The sequence below is a fragment of the Lysinibacillus sp. GW821-FHT14F06 genome (assembly GCF_058803665.1).
Genome location: NZ_JBXAPF010000028.1, coordinates 1 through 13,236, shown reverse-complemented (window position 1 = coordinate 13,236; position 13,236 = coordinate 1). Strand labels below are relative to the sequence as shown.

Genomic DNA, 13,236 nt, shown 5'->3' with positions numbered 1-13,236 from the left:
ATAAATCGCAAAAAAGTTTCGATAAATCATATAAAACTGTTGATAAATTCACAATATTGATCGATAAAATTTATAAGCGTATTCGACTGATATATCGAATACGCTTAAATTTAGACGATTGAATTTATTTTTTTATAACTCCTGTATCATCTCGACACGTCAAAGATGAGATGAATGTTAATATTTAAATGCCTGAATCGATTCTTGTAGGTCAATTGCCATTTTAGCCAAATGAGAAGAGGCTGCTGCAACTTCTTCCATCGCCGCGTTTTGTTCTTCAGATGATGCAGCGACACTTTGCACATTGCCGCTTGATTTCATGGATACCTCGCTAATATAATCAATTTCCTTCACTAGTTTTTCAATATCTAGATAAATCGCTCGTATAGCTGCCGTGACAGCCTGTGTTTGTGCCTGTACGTCATTTATAGCCTCATCAATTGTTATGAAATTATCTCTTGCCACATTCACTTTGTCCCTGCCAACCGTTACAGACTCATTACTATTGCCCATGTCTTCCTCAATAATTCGAGTACTTTCAGTAATTTGTGCAACGACTTTTTCTATATCTATAGCAGCTAAATTCGATTCATCTGCTAGTTTTCGAACCTCTTCGGCAACGACCGCAAATCCCTTACCATGCTCACCGCTTCTTGCGGCTTCTATCGAGGCATTGATTGCTAATAAATTCGTTTGCGTGGCAATATTTTTGATAACATTCACTGCTGAAACAATCGATGCCGTATTTTCATCTAAATCATTAACGCGAGTGCTTAGCTCTGCCGTATTATCTGAAATCTCATTCATTTGTTCAATAACATCCCGAACTGAGGAACGCCCTGAACTTGCCATGCTTTTCGTTTCCACCGTGGCATTATTAACATTATCAATACTTGTAGAAATTTCGTTCATTTTTTTCAAGATGTGAGTGGATAAATTCCGAACATCACTTGTTAGAGAGTCCTGCTGTTCAATCCCCTGTGCAATATCTTGAATGGATTCTGTCACCACTTCTGTTGCCTGCGTTACCTCAATACTGCTTGCTGTCAACTGCTCAGAGGTTGCTGCTACTTGTTCAGAGGATTGTCCAACTTGCTTCATCGTATGTCTCAGTTTTTCTGACATTATATTAAAGGAATTTGCAAGCTGGGCAAACTCATCCTTTGTTTTAAATTGAAGGTGTGTTTGTAAATCACCATTTGAAAACTTATCCATTTCAACAACAGTTTGTTGAATATTTTTTGCAACCCTTCTGCCAAATACAGTTGCAATAATAATACTGATAAGCAGTGATATAATTGCCAATACAGCAATTTCTTTACCACTTGTGTCTCCACTTTGCCTTGTTACCTCTATAAGGGCCTGCATATCCTTTTGCTGCGCTGTTGCCATTGTTTTTCCAAAGACAACTAATTTTTGCGAACCTTCTCCTAATATCGGTAATGCAAGCTGCTGTGCTTGTTGATGCTCACCATTTTGAAATAGTGGCACTATTTTTTCATCAATTGGCTTTTCCCATTCATCTAATTGCTTTAAAAACTGTTCAAAGTCTGCATTTTTATAGCCAAGTTCTTCAATACGACGAATGGATTTATGTAAGGTATCTCGAATTTCAAAATGATTATTAAGCATTTCTTCCTTTCCATACAGCATATAGCCTCTTATGGCTGCATTCGCTCGAACTGTTTGGAAGGAAATATCCTGATATAAATCGATTAATTCTGTTTTTTCTTGAATCTCTTTAAGCGTGTGACGATTATCATTTAAATAATACATAGAAATCCCTGTAATTAATAATAGAAAAATCAACACTAGCCCAAAAGCAAACTGCAATTTTCTTTCTACCGTTATCTTCATAAAGCTCCCTCTATTCTGCTATTGTCATAAGCTCTCTTGAGTATAGCCTATCTATAACTATTATCCTAGATGAAGTAAATCGAAAATCTTCTTATCAAACTAATTTTTTACAATAAATAAACACATTTTAAAATATCTTGACTTTTCCACGTTTCAATCAATTGCTAGTTAAAGCAATGAGTGAAGTGCTCATTGCAATGTTTGCAAAAAACTTGATGGCCGTGATACAAGCTCTTCATGTTGTGTATCATAATGAATGAATAATACTAGAGCGCAACCAATTCCGAGTAAAAGTGTTAAATAGATGTTGCCTTTTCTCATTTAATTCTTCCCTATCTCCAAAATCCTCTCTTCACATCCAACTATTGTTATATACGGTTAATTCCACTAAAAAGATTCAATATTATTATAATGGTTCCATTTCCCTTTACTAGATGAAATGGCTTATACTAACAGTGACTAGATAAAGTGAATTTTCAATCATTGCTATAGAGGGGCGTACTCCTCACTCATCCTGCGGAAACGCTTGTGTGAACAACAACGTGTTGGCGACACTTCGCTTTTGGGCACAGATAAATTACTGCCCGTTTATGCGAGATAAAGGAGGTCAATAAGTATGAGTAAACCAGAATTATATGTTAGTTTAGTAGTTGGTCCAGATTGTGATATCGAATCCATTGCTTTAAGATCTGTATTAGAGTCATTTGGTGCAAGAGTGACGCTTCATTTAATTGGAAGGCCCAATGACTTCATAGATGTGCTATCAGGTCAGGATCTTGACCAAAAACTGGATTATTTAATTCTTAATTTTCATGGAGATGAGGGGCGCTTTTGCATGCCAGAGCTAGGGGAGGAGATTTATGAATTAAATGAACCAAGAGGAGCATTTTTCAGTTCACAAGAAGTTCTACAATATTGTCAACTTCATGGTGTAAAGGTGATTGCCTCTGGCTGTTCACTAGGTGAAAAGCCATTAGCTTCTGCCTTTTTAGAAAGTGGCTGTCGCTCCTATTTAGGCCCAGATGACTACATAGATGGCAATGCAAATTTAATGTTTTTAATTAGATATATGTATGAAATTATAGCGCATGGGAAAACACAGCAGGAGGCCTATGAAATCGCTAAATCTATAGATACAGAAACCTCCATGTATCAGCTTTATTTTTCATAGAGAACAAAATCAAAAAATCGTAGCGAAAAACAGCTACGATTTTCTTTATTGATGTTTTTTTACCATCGCATCTGTAAAACTCTGAGATTGCCCTCTTGGAATACTTAATGTTTGCCATTGTGAGCCCGTTACTTGCTTTGCAATGTAAATAATTTGTCCAACATGCTGAGCATAATGTGACATTTGTCTTTCAATTGCATCAATCACTGAATGCTGCTCTCCCCTGATTGTAATAACTTTCTCTAAATCAGCTTTTGTTAATTGCTCGATGGCATCCAAAAAAACTTGCCATCCCTTTTCCCAGGCTGTTAAAATCTCTTCTGTAGTAGTAAGACTGTCTATAAATTCATCATCTCGATTTCTCGTTGATTTCTCGCCATCCGTTGTTAAAAAATCTGTCCATCTGGATATCATGTTGCCGCTAATATGCTTTACTATAACTGCAATGCTATTTGACTCTTCATTAATAGTCCAATGGTATTGTTCATGATTTAACTGTGATAGTGTTTTGTCACCTTGCTCTTTGAGACTGTTAAACCTTTTACCAATTACATCTAAATAGATTTGTTCAATGTTCATAAATATTCCCCTTTCTTCAAATAATATCAATACAGTCAAGACTCAATGCAATTTTGTGAGACATCCAACAATCAGAGTACTCTGTCCCAATTTCATGATTTTGAAGGCAAATACGGTTCATTCCATCAAGCCCATCGTATCCACAGCAGCCATTTAATCTTCTTTCACTAGAATGATAGTTACTATTTATTAAATCTTCCTTATGAATCAATATAATGGACTCTTGTTGATCCATAAATACACCCTCACTTTTAACATAATAACCTTCTGGTACAAAATTCTGTCCATCATTATTATTTAATAGTTGATTATTTGTCAACTCCTTCAAGCTTTTGGTTACTTCAATTCCACATGTTTTACACTTAGCTATCAAACAAGGATCCTCCCCTATTATTTGATGTTATCTTTACTTTACAATATTTAACACAGGAAAAGTAGAATTTTTTGTACAGTAGAGGTTATTCAGCTAAATTCCTTTACCAGCCCAATCATTTTCTTTTGCATAGCCGCTTCATTTAAATTGACTAGATAGGCGATATGAAAAACATAACCATTATGATAGGTGTAAAGCTCATTGCACAATTTCCTCTGCTATTTATAAATCCTTTGTGTAATAGTAATCAATTCGTACTACTCTCTGTATGTAGTTACATAAACGAAGCCCAAGCTATAAAAGATTATATTTCTCCAAAAAAACCGTCTCTTCATGTTGAGACGGTTTCCTTCTTGTTATTATAAATTTTCATCAATATATGTTTCGATGTCAGACACCATTGTATCAATGGGTACATCCTCAATATTTTTGGCATATCCCGTATACATTTTTACTAAAATCCCGTCTTTATCCACTAAGAAAAATTGATTACCATGAATCACTTGATCGGAATTAGGGTCATCCTTAACCATAATTTTAGTTGATTTTACTGCAAATTGTTCAATATATTTTTGTGAATAACCAGTAAGGAGATTCCATTTTAATTCATCAGGTACATTATATTTGCTTAGATAATCCGCAAGTACATCTGGCTTATCAACATCAGGATCCACTGAAAACGCAACAATCTGATAATCTTCCACACCTTTTTTCTTCAGCTTTTCTTGGACCTGCGCCATATTAAAGGACATTGGTGGACAAATAGAAGTACAATTCGTGAAAATATACATCCCAATCCATGGTTTTCCTTTTAAACTTTCTAAAGAAACAGCTTCTCCACGTTGATTAACATGCTCAAAATCTGGCAGTGCTAAGTTGTAATCTGCCTTAAATTTTGCATTTCCACATGCACTAAGTACAGTTGTCAACATCAAAAGTAGTATGAATCCAATTATTTTATTTTTCATCTTAACACGCTCCCTACCTACATTACCCTCATCCTATCGTATGATCATAACGTTGACAAGGACTCCAAGTGACAGCTTTCGAACATCTTTGTGAAATAGATTTCACTTTAAGGAAATAAGTGCTTCATGAATCGCATCCAGCTTTACCTCTACTCGGTGCAATAAATAAAACGACACCAAAATTGGAAAGCCAATATCTGAAATCATGTTTAACCACTGCTCCATCTTTAATTTCCTCCTTCACAAATTAAAATCGAGTATTCTCCTGTATAAAAAGGTCTTTGTAGTACAATCCCACAAAGACCTTTTCTTCATTATGCCATCACTAATTCAAGATCCGTCACTTGGCGGTCAATGATCCGTGCCCCTTTTATGGCAACTAGAGTACCTGCTTGTCCTTCAAAAACATTTTTAGCGATAATTGTCTGCATAACCTGTTGGATTTCTGCAGTTGTAATTGTTGGCTTTGGTGCATCAATCGTAAGCACAGTTGTTTTTCCTATAGCTGTTTCAAAATGCAGTTCTAAAACTTGTGTCATCTTTTTTCCCCTCCTTAGGATAAATCTGTTGTTTCTACTTTAGAAATGCTGTCTAATGGATGTGTAGATAGACTTGCAATGGCATTCGCCACAGCTACTAAATCCACTGTTGAATGCGAACCATTTACATTTCGGTATGTCTTCGTTGCGAACTTTGGCTCGTTTTGTTCATTGTAGCCAGTAACATACTTTAAACGAAGCGTTGCATTAACAAAATTTACACTTGTCATAGGTGTCACCCCCTTTCTTACACAATATATACAGACTTATTGCTAAAAGAGGGACATTAAGGATGAATTTTTTTTTGCTAGCTTTTATAATAGAGTGAGAGAAAGCAAAGAGGTGAACGATTTGTTAACAGGCTGGTTTTTATGGTTTATCTTGTTTTGGGTAGTCGTATTGATTACCTTTATGGGGATTGGTGGATTTTTTATGTTCCGCAAGTTTTTAAAGGCATTACCAAAGCAGGATGGTAAATCGGATTTAGATTGGCAAGAGTTTTATTTAGATAAAACCATTCATTTATGGGGACAACCTGAGAAGGAGCTTTTATATGAGCTTGTTAGCCCTGTCCCTGAGCTGTTTAGACAAGTAGCAAAGGAAAAAATAGCTGGCAAAATTGGCGAGCTTGCATTAGAAGAAAAAGCGCCTGCCATTAATCATGACTTAATTATTCGTGGTTATATTCAAGCAACTCCTAAGCGTGATCATAAATTTTTACGAAAAAAATTAGCGGAAATGAAAATTGACATTACCCCCTATGAACATTTATTTGATTAATGGTTATGCTGCACATCGATTATGTGCAGCGTTTTTCTATAAAAGTAAATTATCCCGTGACTTAAGAGTATTCTAAAAAAATAAATGGTGATTCTGTATGTAGTTTAAGAAATGCCGATAGAAAAGCGGACCCTAACACTTATAAATTGGGTGTTAGCGGGACCAGGTTGCCAATTTATATTTGATGAAATTATCTCCTTCAACTCCAACACAATCACCCATGTTCATCCTTTCGAATACGCCATATGTAAAGATACCTTTCTCAGTTTGTAAAAATACTCGCCACTCTTTTGTATTGATTTTCTCAAAGTAAAAAATCTCGTTTGTTTGGAGGATTTCAAGATAGAGTACATCTACTAAATCATTTGTTACGCCAGTTAAACCATTCGCCAAATAGATAAAAATAGTCATCTGCAATTGCGTCGTATCATGTTCTAGTAATAACTCTATACAATTATGATGAATACAAAAAGGATTGGATGCTGGTTCTATAATTATCCATCCAATGTCATCTAAAGTATCTTGCAAAGCCATAAGTCGTTGTAAAGTCACTTTCTATCCCTCACAAACGCAAATCTTCTATCATAACTGGCACATCTAATTTTTCAAGAAAAGCCAAACATACATCAAAATAAGGTTGGTTTTTTGCTTCCTTTTCCAAGTAATTACCGCCAAACGTATGCGAATCCATCAACGTATCGAGCACTTGTAAAAAGAGTTCCTTTTGTTCATGTACCGACTGAGTGGATAGTTTTGGTAATGCTTTAATCAGTAACAATTCATCTTTATAATCTAGGAAAGTGGGTTTGATTTTCAAAAAAGCTGCTAATTCCGATAAGGTCATCTATACGTTCACCTCTTTTTTCTAGTTCACGACAAACTTGTACTTTTCTCCCTTAGCGTTTGTCGTGGCTTTTAAGAATGGATTCTAACAGCCCTAGTATGTTTCATAAACCAGTTTGCGGTCTATATTGAATTTCCCATCAAAAGATACATAAATATAAAGTTGTCCCGCTGGCGAGTCGCCTACATCATAGCCTAATTGTATTGTATCATCTGTGTTAAAAATCAATTCAACTAACAGTAAATCGCTGGTATCTTCCTCAGCATGTATTTCAGTAATCAAGTCTAGCGCACTGCTGTTTAGTGTATCCAAGTGATTCCACACTTTTTTGATAGAGGGTGATAACCGTTTAATCATTGCTTCTGTTCTTGCTTTCGTTTGAATAAAAATTTCCTGTTCCTGATAACTCCATGTCGTCTGATAAAAAGTTGTCCCATTATCATATTGAAACGTTCCAACACCTTGAATAACGTACATTGGCTCCATCATTAGATTGTCAGCATAGTTCAAATCTTCTAGCAATAGATTATATGTCGTATCCAACTGAGTTATTTTATTTTCTGAACAATATAGCTCAACCAATTGCACATTATGGCGAATATCTAGCTCCGTAATATGATTGTTGAAACATCTTAATCGTTGCAACATTGAATTTTGACTGACATCCAAATAGTTAAGGTGGTTATGATTGCAACGAACACTCTCTAATTTTAGACAACTCGTTATATCTAAAAGAAGTAAATAATTGTTTTCACAGTCAAGGTGGGTGAGCTCAGCATGATGATTTAAATGTAGTGTTAATAAAGAATTATACCCACAGTTTAGTTCTTGCAGATGGTGATTTTGCTCCAAATGCAACGCCGAAAGCATATTCTGATAACACATCAAAGAGACAAGTTTGACATTGTGACTGACATCCAACTCTCGCATTCGGTTAAAGCCACAATCGACCTTTTCCAAGAAAGGATTGTTCATCAAATTCAAAGACGTGATTTGGTTTTCAGTACAGTTTAGTATTTTCAAAAGAGGGTTATAGCTTACATCTAGTTGCGTTAGCTCATTATTTCTACAAGACAATTCTTCTAATTTTGACTGATTACTTATATCTAGTGATGTTATTTTGTTTGTACAACAAATAAGAGTTTGCAAATGATAGTTATGACGAGTATCCAGTTCAGTTAAATCATTGAAAGCACAATCTAATTCTTTGAGAGCTATAAAATGCTCAATACCTTGTAGACTAGTGTAATTGTGATTCCTCAGTTGTAAGGATTCAATTTGATTCACATCGCTAAATAAAATAGTTTTGCGATTGTTACAAAACGTTTCAAGTACATACGTTTTAAAGTTCTCATCAATGAAATCTTGCGTTATATCCATTATAATAAATCTCCACTTCCTGCTCACAGCAATCACAAGCAACGATTTCGCCTGTTTCAAAAATGTTGGCTTGGATTGGTTTGGGCATATATTTTAATGTTGGTAATGGGTGTTTTCATCTCAACTTCTTCCTGAATAATACATATTGCCACCTATGATTATCAATGGTAAGAAAGCTACTAAATGAAATATGTCTCAAATTCCCCTATATATACTAAGCCATTGTACAGTTTATTTTTATTAATCATTGGAAGCTGCGAATAAATATAATGAAATATTGTATTCACCTTTGCTAGTCCTTTTTCCATACAAATATCTCGTATGATGAACAATGTTTCCTGTCGAACAGATAAAATCTTTTTATACCCAAACACTGCGTCATATCAATTTTCACATGCCTCGTTTTCATCTGTAATCCTCATATTCCCACTGAAAAAATCGTTGCAAACATATACACGATTCTTCCCAAGTCTGCTTGGAACAGCTTTGCATAATTTCTTGGATGGCTTCTCTTAATTTTTTAAAATCAAACTCATCTATAACTAATGTTCTATTTCTTGCAATGACATATTCATGTTGGCGACTTCTCAATGCCTCTGGAGTAGCTACCTTAACGTAAAACATATTGGAAGCAGTTTCGCCTTTTAGTCCAATCTCCAAATCCAAAGAAAAGAAAACTTGCTCCAAACTATCAGGACGCCACTTGTCAATAGAGGCAACATTTGATGAGGATAAATCTCTTAATTCTAGCTCAAACACTTTTTCGCCTTCCACTATATCGTAACCTTCATACTCCCATCGAACATATCTTCTTAAGTAACTATATGACTCTTCCTTTGATGATTTAGAACAAATTTGCAATATTTCATTAATGGTATCTTTGATCTTTTTGAAATCAAATTCATCAATAACTAAAATTCTCTTTATCATATAATGATTATATTGACGAAAATTATTTCTCAATGCCTCAGGGGTAGCAACCATTACAACATTCTGACCTATAATAGAGCATGCTTCGCCTACAAATTCAAACTCTAATGCTACTTGGAAGAAAACACGCTCCAAACTATCAGGATATTCAATAAAATCTTGTAAATGTAAATTTTTTAATTCCCATTTAACCAATGCATTCCCCCCTATTTTTGCGATAACCCTCTTGTAGAATACTAGCAATATATTCTCTGCTCAAAGGATAGACACGACATTTTAACGCATGTCCATAAATCAAAAATAACTGTCCTTCTCAACAAAAGGAACGGATATCGCTTCAAACAAAGCTCGTAATTCATCTGAGCAATCTTCAAGGATTGGCGTAACTAGACGCCCCCTATATTGTCATTTAGAACTTTTTGATTTTCCAACTCTATTTAATCTAAATCAGAATAAACAATGTACTGCTGGCATTCTAAGCATTGGAACAAATAGCCTTGATGTGAACCATTATTGCGTAAAGTAGCAGCTAACTCTTCATTTGTATCACCATCAAAATGCTCCAGCTTCTCCGTAACACCCATTTCTACAAGCTCATCCCACCCGACATAGCCAATAAACGCACAGTAATCTGTACAATGGGCTACCCAATTGTTGCCTTGCCAACTAGCATAACCTGGTGTTCGATGTAATATCTCATCCGTGTAGGTCTCATTGTTAACAAGCTCTGAATTGAGTAAATCTTGCTGAAATTCGCCATCGAATTTTTCGGCAGCCTGCCCGCTATGAATACAGCTTGGGCAAAGATACTCTACTTCTGTCACCGCATAAATTCCACCTGTATAATAAATCTCCACTTCCTGCTCACAGCAATCACAAACAACGATTTCTCCTGTTTCAAAAATGTTGGCTTGGATTGGGTTTGGCATATATTTAAATGTTGGTAATGGTGTTTTCATCTCAATTTCCTCCTGAATACTACATGGTAATAAAGGCTTTACATTTTGTGGATTGTCCATCCAATAAAGAATCGTACTGTATTTCTTTTTTCTTGTTCACGTCCATAACAGATATAAAAATTTTGTATGCCTCATCATACATGTGCAACATACAGAAGATTTCGACAAGTAAGCGTAAATTTATCTCTGTTGGCTCTGCTTGTTGAACTTGCTCCTTTAATTCATGCATGGCATTAATTGCTTTGGCATTCTTCATATTAAATGCTTTTCTTTGTACTTGCCACTGTGCCATAAGATTTTCTGTCATTTCTCCATCCACCTTTTGACATACGATTTAATGATTTAGAACATCTCTCCTTCACCACTCACGTCAAAAAACCAACGCCATGCTTTTGTGTCAGTTCTCTCAACACACGATAGGCTTCATTAGCGACTGATTATCCAAACGCCCCATAAATAATCGCATAGCCTATACTATAATCCGCACAACGGTTTGCCAGTTCTTTATCTTAATCTAGCAATTCATCCTCCATCACATTCATATCTATAGAGGTGGGAGACTTCTGCTGAAAGAAGTTAAAACTTAAATTTCCTGCTATCCACACAAACTAACTTTAGTGCTTATTAGTAGAGCTATCCGTCACTTTTGATGTTCTATTCTATGTATGTAGTGCTATCAAACATTTCAATGATTCTATCCGTTCCCCAAAACGATAAAAAGCCTGCACTAAACGCTAGTGTAGGCTTTCCATTACAAATTTTTAAGCGGGATGGTTTTTTTGACTTTGATAAATTGAACAAGCATGGCAATTCGCCAAGGAACTAACATGGCGAAGGCCAAAATCCAAAACATTCCTGCTAGCTCACCAACATCAATGGAGCTACTTAATATCATTTTCGCCACAACTCGGAACACTAAGAGCCCGATTAAAATAAAAACGAAGGCTTTTGAACGTTTTAAATAAATATCTTGTCCCTTTACTTCAAATTTTGAAGTAGCAATTAGTATAGTTGAGAACACCATTCCGACTGCTGAGGCCTCTAAAATTTGCGTAGGCGGCACACGGAATTGTTCAAATAAAAACATTAACGCACCTGAAGACATTGCGATAGGTGGAATAATAATTTTCTTCTCATTTGTTGGTTTTTTGGATGCTCTCATACGTATTACCATGACAAAGCTACCCATTAAAATGGCCATTATGGTCGAACCTATAACATAATAGTGAGAAGGGATATTGCTTAACATAAAAAATCCTCCTCTAATGTCAAATTAACAATTTTGTCCAAGCAATTGATCAACTACAGCTTTCAATCTTTCTGGCTCAAATGGTTTTGTGATAAAATCTTTCGCACCACTTTCAATCGCTTCCACAATTAACTTTTGTTGACCTAAAGCTGTAATCATAATTATTTTTGCATTTGGAAATTCAGGGATGATTTTTTTTACTGCCGCAATACCTGTCATAACGGGCATCGTTACATCCATTGTGACAAGATCTGGTTGCAACTCTCGATACATCGCTACAGCTTCTTTACCATTGGCTGCCTTGCCGACTACCTCATATCCCCACTCTGTAAACATATTACTTATTGCAACACGCATAAATAGCGTATCATCCACTACCAAAACTGTAGGCATCTGTTCATCTCCCTCCACGTTAAAGTACGGTATGCCTCTTTAGTTTAGCAGATTAGAAGCCTGTAAATCCACCGAAAATAGGCTGTAACAAGCGTGTAATATACGTTAACCCATCAAAAAATAACAATATCCCAACGGCAATCATTATATAGCCACCGATTTTCACTATTTTTTGACTATGTGTACGAATCCAAGTCATACGTGAAATAAAGAACGATAGCACGAAGAATGGAATCGCAAAGCCTAAATAATAAGCAAGCATATAGCTAAAGCCTGCACCTGGGTTTGTACTAGCTAACATAATTATCGATGCTAAAATTGGACCTGTACATGGTGTCCAGCCAGCCGCAAAGGCTATTCCGATTAGAACAGACCCTAGATAACCAGATGGTCGATTTTTAAATTGGAATTTACGATCCTTCATTAAAAAGTCAATTTGTAGTAAACCTACAATCATTAAACCAAATACGACGATTAAAATAGCACCAACCTGACGTAATAAGGTTTGATAATTAAGGAAGAACTCTGCTGCTAATGATGCGCCTAGTCCTATCATAATAAAGATAATTGAAAATCCTAGTAAAAAGAACAAGGTGTGAGAAACAGCACGCTTTTGCATCATGCCTCGTTCAGATTTTAGCTCATCTAAAGTCATACCCGTTATGTATGATAAAAATGCTGGATACAGTGGAAGGGTACATGGTGAAATAAAGCTTAAAAACCCTGCACCGAAAGCTAAAAATACGTTAATATCAGTTTCCATATTTTCTCATTCGCTCCTTACAGTTACTGCCTCCATCGTACCAAAAAACACTGTAAAATGCGCCATTCTTGATTGTGAACGTTTCATGGCAATAAAGTGTTAAAAAAGTGAATTATCCTATTACTCTTATGCACAAATTTCACAATCGACCTTAGTAACATAGATATAATTGTTCGTGTACTTATGCATTATGCCCTTCACTTGCATTATCTGTCAACAAAATTCGAGTTATTTCTACAAACAGAATTTCCCATTTAAAAGGACCATAGTAGTAAGAGCTATGGTCCTTATGTTTCTTTTATTCAATTTCAATTAACAAATCACCTGTTGAAATCGCATCGCCTGCACTTGCATAGACCTCTTTCACAATCCCGTCTTTTGGTGCTTGGACGGTTGTTTCCATTTTCATGGCCTCCGTAATTAGCAGGTGGTCTCCTCGTTTCACTTGACT

The 13,236-nt window shown here is 35.7% G+C and carries 20 protein-coding genes; 2 read left to right on the top strand and 18 right to left on the bottom strand.

The window, feature by feature from the left end:
* Window positions 1-177: 177 nt before the first annotated feature.
* Window positions 178-1,857 carry a methyl-accepting chemotaxis protein gene (locus AC1RNS_RS19980; RefSeq protein ID WP_492995201.1) on the bottom strand — a complete coding sequence of 560 codons (1,680 nt, stop codon included), beginning with the start codon at window positions 1,855-1,857 and terminating at the stop codon, window positions 178-180.
* A gap of 616 nt (window positions 1,858-2,473) precedes the next feature.
* Here AC1RNS_RS19980 and AC1RNS_RS19975 point away from each other — a divergent pair.
* The gene (locus AC1RNS_RS19975; protein WP_492995199.1) at window positions 2,474-3,028 is read left to right on the top strand and encodes a delta-aminolevulinic acid dehydratase; all 555 of its coding nucleotides are present in this window, start codon (window positions 2,474-2,476) and stop codon (window positions 3,026-3,028) included.
* Window positions 3,029-3,073: 45 nt separating this feature from the next.
* Here AC1RNS_RS19975 and AC1RNS_RS19970 read toward each other — a convergent pair whose 3' ends face one another.
* The 6 genes from AC1RNS_RS19970 to AC1RNS_RS19945 all read right to left on the bottom strand — a co-directional run bounded on the left by AC1RNS_RS19970 (window position 3,074) and on the right by AC1RNS_RS19945 (window position 5,717).
* On the bottom strand, window positions 3,074-3,607 hold the full coding sequence (locus AC1RNS_RS19970) for a DUF1572 family protein (RefSeq protein WP_492995197.1): 534 nt from the start codon (window positions 3,605-3,607) through the stop codon (window positions 3,074-3,076).
* Between the two features lie 16 nt (window positions 3,608-3,623).
* Complete coding sequence (locus AC1RNS_RS19965; RefSeq protein WP_492995195.1) at window positions 3,624-3,980, bottom strand: hypothetical protein; 357 nt, start codon at window positions 3,978-3,980, stop codon at window positions 3,624-3,626.
* Window positions 3,981-4,339: 359 nt separating this feature from the next.
* Window positions 4,340-4,948 carry an SCO family protein gene (locus tag AC1RNS_RS19960; protein WP_492995194.1) on the bottom strand — a complete coding sequence of 203 codons (609 nt, stop codon included), beginning with the start codon at window positions 4,946-4,948 and terminating at the stop codon, window positions 4,340-4,342.
* A 102-nt stretch (window positions 4,949-5,050) separates the two neighbouring features.
* Entirely contained in the window at window positions 5,051-5,173 is a 123-nt protein-coding gene (locus tag AC1RNS_RS19955; RefSeq protein WP_492995192.1) for a YvrJ family protein, read from the bottom strand.
* Window positions 5,174-5,262: 89 nt separating this feature from the next.
* On the bottom strand, window positions 5,263-5,487 hold the full coding sequence (locus AC1RNS_RS19950) for a DUF2922 domain-containing protein (RefSeq protein WP_492995191.1): 225 nt from the start codon (window positions 5,485-5,487) through the stop codon (window positions 5,263-5,265).
* 14 nt (window positions 5,488-5,501) lie between these two features.
* Window positions 5,502-5,717 carry a DUF1659 domain-containing protein gene (locus tag AC1RNS_RS19945; RefSeq protein ID WP_492447373.1) on the bottom strand — a complete coding sequence of 72 codons (216 nt, stop codon included), beginning with the start codon at window positions 5,715-5,717 and terminating at the stop codon, window positions 5,502-5,504.
* A gap of 121 nt (window positions 5,718-5,838) precedes the next feature.
* Here AC1RNS_RS19945 and AC1RNS_RS19940 point away from each other — a divergent pair, with 121 nt between their 5' ends.
* A complete protein-coding gene (locus AC1RNS_RS19940; RefSeq protein ID WP_492995190.1) occupies window positions 5,839-6,267 on the top strand; it encodes a DUF2621 domain-containing protein in 429 nt (142 codons plus the stop codon).
* A 153-nt stretch (window positions 6,268-6,420) separates the two neighbouring features.
* Here AC1RNS_RS19940 and AC1RNS_RS19935 read toward each other — a convergent pair whose 3' ends face one another.
* From AC1RNS_RS19935 to AC1RNS_RS19885, 11 genes are all read right to left on the bottom strand, one after another.
* Complete coding sequence (locus tag AC1RNS_RS19935; protein ID WP_492995189.1) at window positions 6,421-6,819, bottom strand: hypothetical protein; 399 nt, start codon at window positions 6,817-6,819, stop codon at window positions 6,421-6,423.
* A gap of 10 nt (window positions 6,820-6,829) precedes the next feature.
* Entirely contained in the window at window positions 6,830-7,111 is a 282-nt protein-coding gene (locus AC1RNS_RS19930) for a hypothetical protein (RefSeq protein ID WP_492995188.1), read from the bottom strand.
* A gap of 93 nt (window positions 7,112-7,204) precedes the next feature.
* On the bottom strand, window positions 7,205-8,491 hold the full coding sequence (locus AC1RNS_RS19925) for a leucine-rich repeat domain-containing protein (RefSeq protein ID WP_492995186.1): 1,287 nt from the start codon (window positions 8,489-8,491) through the stop codon (window positions 7,205-7,207).
* Window positions 8,466-8,579 (bottom strand): hypothetical protein, encoded by a 114-nt coding sequence (locus AC1RNS_RS19920; protein ID WP_492995185.1) that lies wholly within the window; start codon window positions 8,577-8,579, stop codon window positions 8,466-8,468. The genes AC1RNS_RS19925 and AC1RNS_RS19920 overlap by 26 nt, the downstream gene beginning before the upstream one ends.
* 317 nt (window positions 8,580-8,896) lie before the next feature.
* A complete protein-coding gene (locus tag AC1RNS_RS19915) occupies window positions 8,897-9,616 on the bottom strand; it encodes an Imm8 family immunity protein (protein ID WP_492995183.1) in 720 nt (239 codons plus the stop codon).
* 242 nt (window positions 9,617-9,858) lie between these two features.
* On the bottom strand, window positions 9,859-10,380 hold the full coding sequence (locus AC1RNS_RS19910) for a CbrC family protein (protein ID WP_286923064.1): 522 nt from the start codon (window positions 10,378-10,380) through the stop codon (window positions 9,859-9,861).
* 19 nt (window positions 10,381-10,399) lie between these two features.
* Window positions 10,400-10,687: a hypothetical protein gene (locus tag AC1RNS_RS19905; RefSeq protein WP_492995181.1), complete on the bottom strand. Its 288-nt coding sequence runs from the start codon at window positions 10,685-10,687 to the stop codon at window positions 10,400-10,402.
* A 444-nt stretch (window positions 10,688-11,131) separates the two neighbouring features.
* A complete protein-coding gene (locus AC1RNS_RS19900) occupies window positions 11,132-11,629 on the bottom strand; it encodes a CcdC family protein (RefSeq protein ID WP_492995180.1) in 498 nt (165 codons plus the stop codon).
* A gap of 24 nt (window positions 11,630-11,653) precedes the next feature.
* Window positions 11,654-12,022, bottom strand: coding sequence for a response regulator (locus tag AC1RNS_RS19895; protein WP_427545547.1), 369 nt, complete (start codon window positions 12,020-12,022; stop codon window positions 11,654-11,656).
* Between the two features lie 52 nt (window positions 12,023-12,074).
* Window positions 12,075-12,785, bottom strand: a complete 711-nt coding sequence (locus AC1RNS_RS19890; protein WP_492995178.1) for a cytochrome c biogenesis CcdA family protein — start codon at window positions 12,783-12,785, stop codon at window positions 12,075-12,077.
* A gap of 298 nt (window positions 12,786-13,083) precedes the next feature.
* Window positions 13,084-13,236, bottom strand: a 153-nt coding sequence (locus AC1RNS_RS19885) for a biotin/lipoyl-containing protein (RefSeq protein WP_492995282.1), incomplete at its 5' end; no start/stop codon positions are given.

Coding starts and splice junctions, on each gene's coding strand:
- AC1RNS_RS19980 (WP_492995201.1), bottom strand. CDS start 1,857: ATGAAGATAACGGTAGAAAGAAAATTGCAGTTTGCTTTTGGGCTAGTG.
- AC1RNS_RS19910 (WP_286923064.1), bottom strand. CDS start 10,380: ATGAAAACACCATTACCAACATTTAAATATATGCCAAACCCAATCCAA.
- AC1RNS_RS19920 (WP_492995185.1), bottom strand. CDS start 8,579: ATGCCCAAACCAATCCAAGCCAACATTTTTGAAACAGGCGAAATCGTT.
- AC1RNS_RS19905 (WP_492995181.1), bottom strand. CDS start 10,687: ATGACAGAAAATCTTATGGCACAGTGGCAAGTACAAAGAAAAGCATTT.
- AC1RNS_RS19950 (WP_492995191.1), bottom strand. CDS start 5,487: ATGACACAAGTTTTAGAACTGCATTTTGAAACAGCTATAGGAAAAACA.
- AC1RNS_RS19900 (WP_492995180.1), bottom strand. CDS start 11,629: ATGTTAAGCAATATCCCTTCTCACTATTATGTTATAGGTTCGACCATA.
- AC1RNS_RS19955 (WP_492995192.1), bottom strand. CDS start 5,173: ATGGAGCAGTGGTTAAACATGATTTCAGATATTGGCTTTCCAATTTTG.
- AC1RNS_RS19930 (WP_492995188.1), bottom strand. CDS start 7,111: ATGACCTTATCGGAATTAGCAGCTTTTTTGAAAATCAAACCCACTTTC.
- AC1RNS_RS19960 (WP_492995194.1), bottom strand. CDS start 4,948: ATGAAAAATAAAATAATTGGATTCATACTACTTTTGATGTTGACAACT.
- AC1RNS_RS19975 (WP_492995199.1), top strand. CDS start 2,474: ATGAGTAAACCAGAATTATATGTTAGTTTAGTAGTTGGTCCAGATTGT.
- AC1RNS_RS19970 (WP_492995197.1), bottom strand. CDS start 3,607: ATGAACATTGAACAAATCTATTTAGATGTAATTGGTAAAAGGTTTAAC.
- AC1RNS_RS19890 (WP_492995178.1), bottom strand. CDS start 12,785: ATGGAAACTGATATTAACGTATTTTTAGCTTTCGGTGCAGGGTTTTTA.
- AC1RNS_RS19925 (WP_492995186.1), bottom strand. CDS start 8,491: ATGGATATAACGCAAGATTTCATTGATGAGAACTTTAAAACGTATGTA.
- AC1RNS_RS19895 (WP_427545547.1), bottom strand. CDS start 12,022: ATGCCTACAGTTTTGGTAGTGGATGATACGCTATTTATGCGTGTTGCA.
- AC1RNS_RS19945 (WP_492447373.1), bottom strand. CDS start 5,717: ATGACAAGTGTAAATTTTGTTAATGCAACGCTTCGTTTAAAGTATGTT.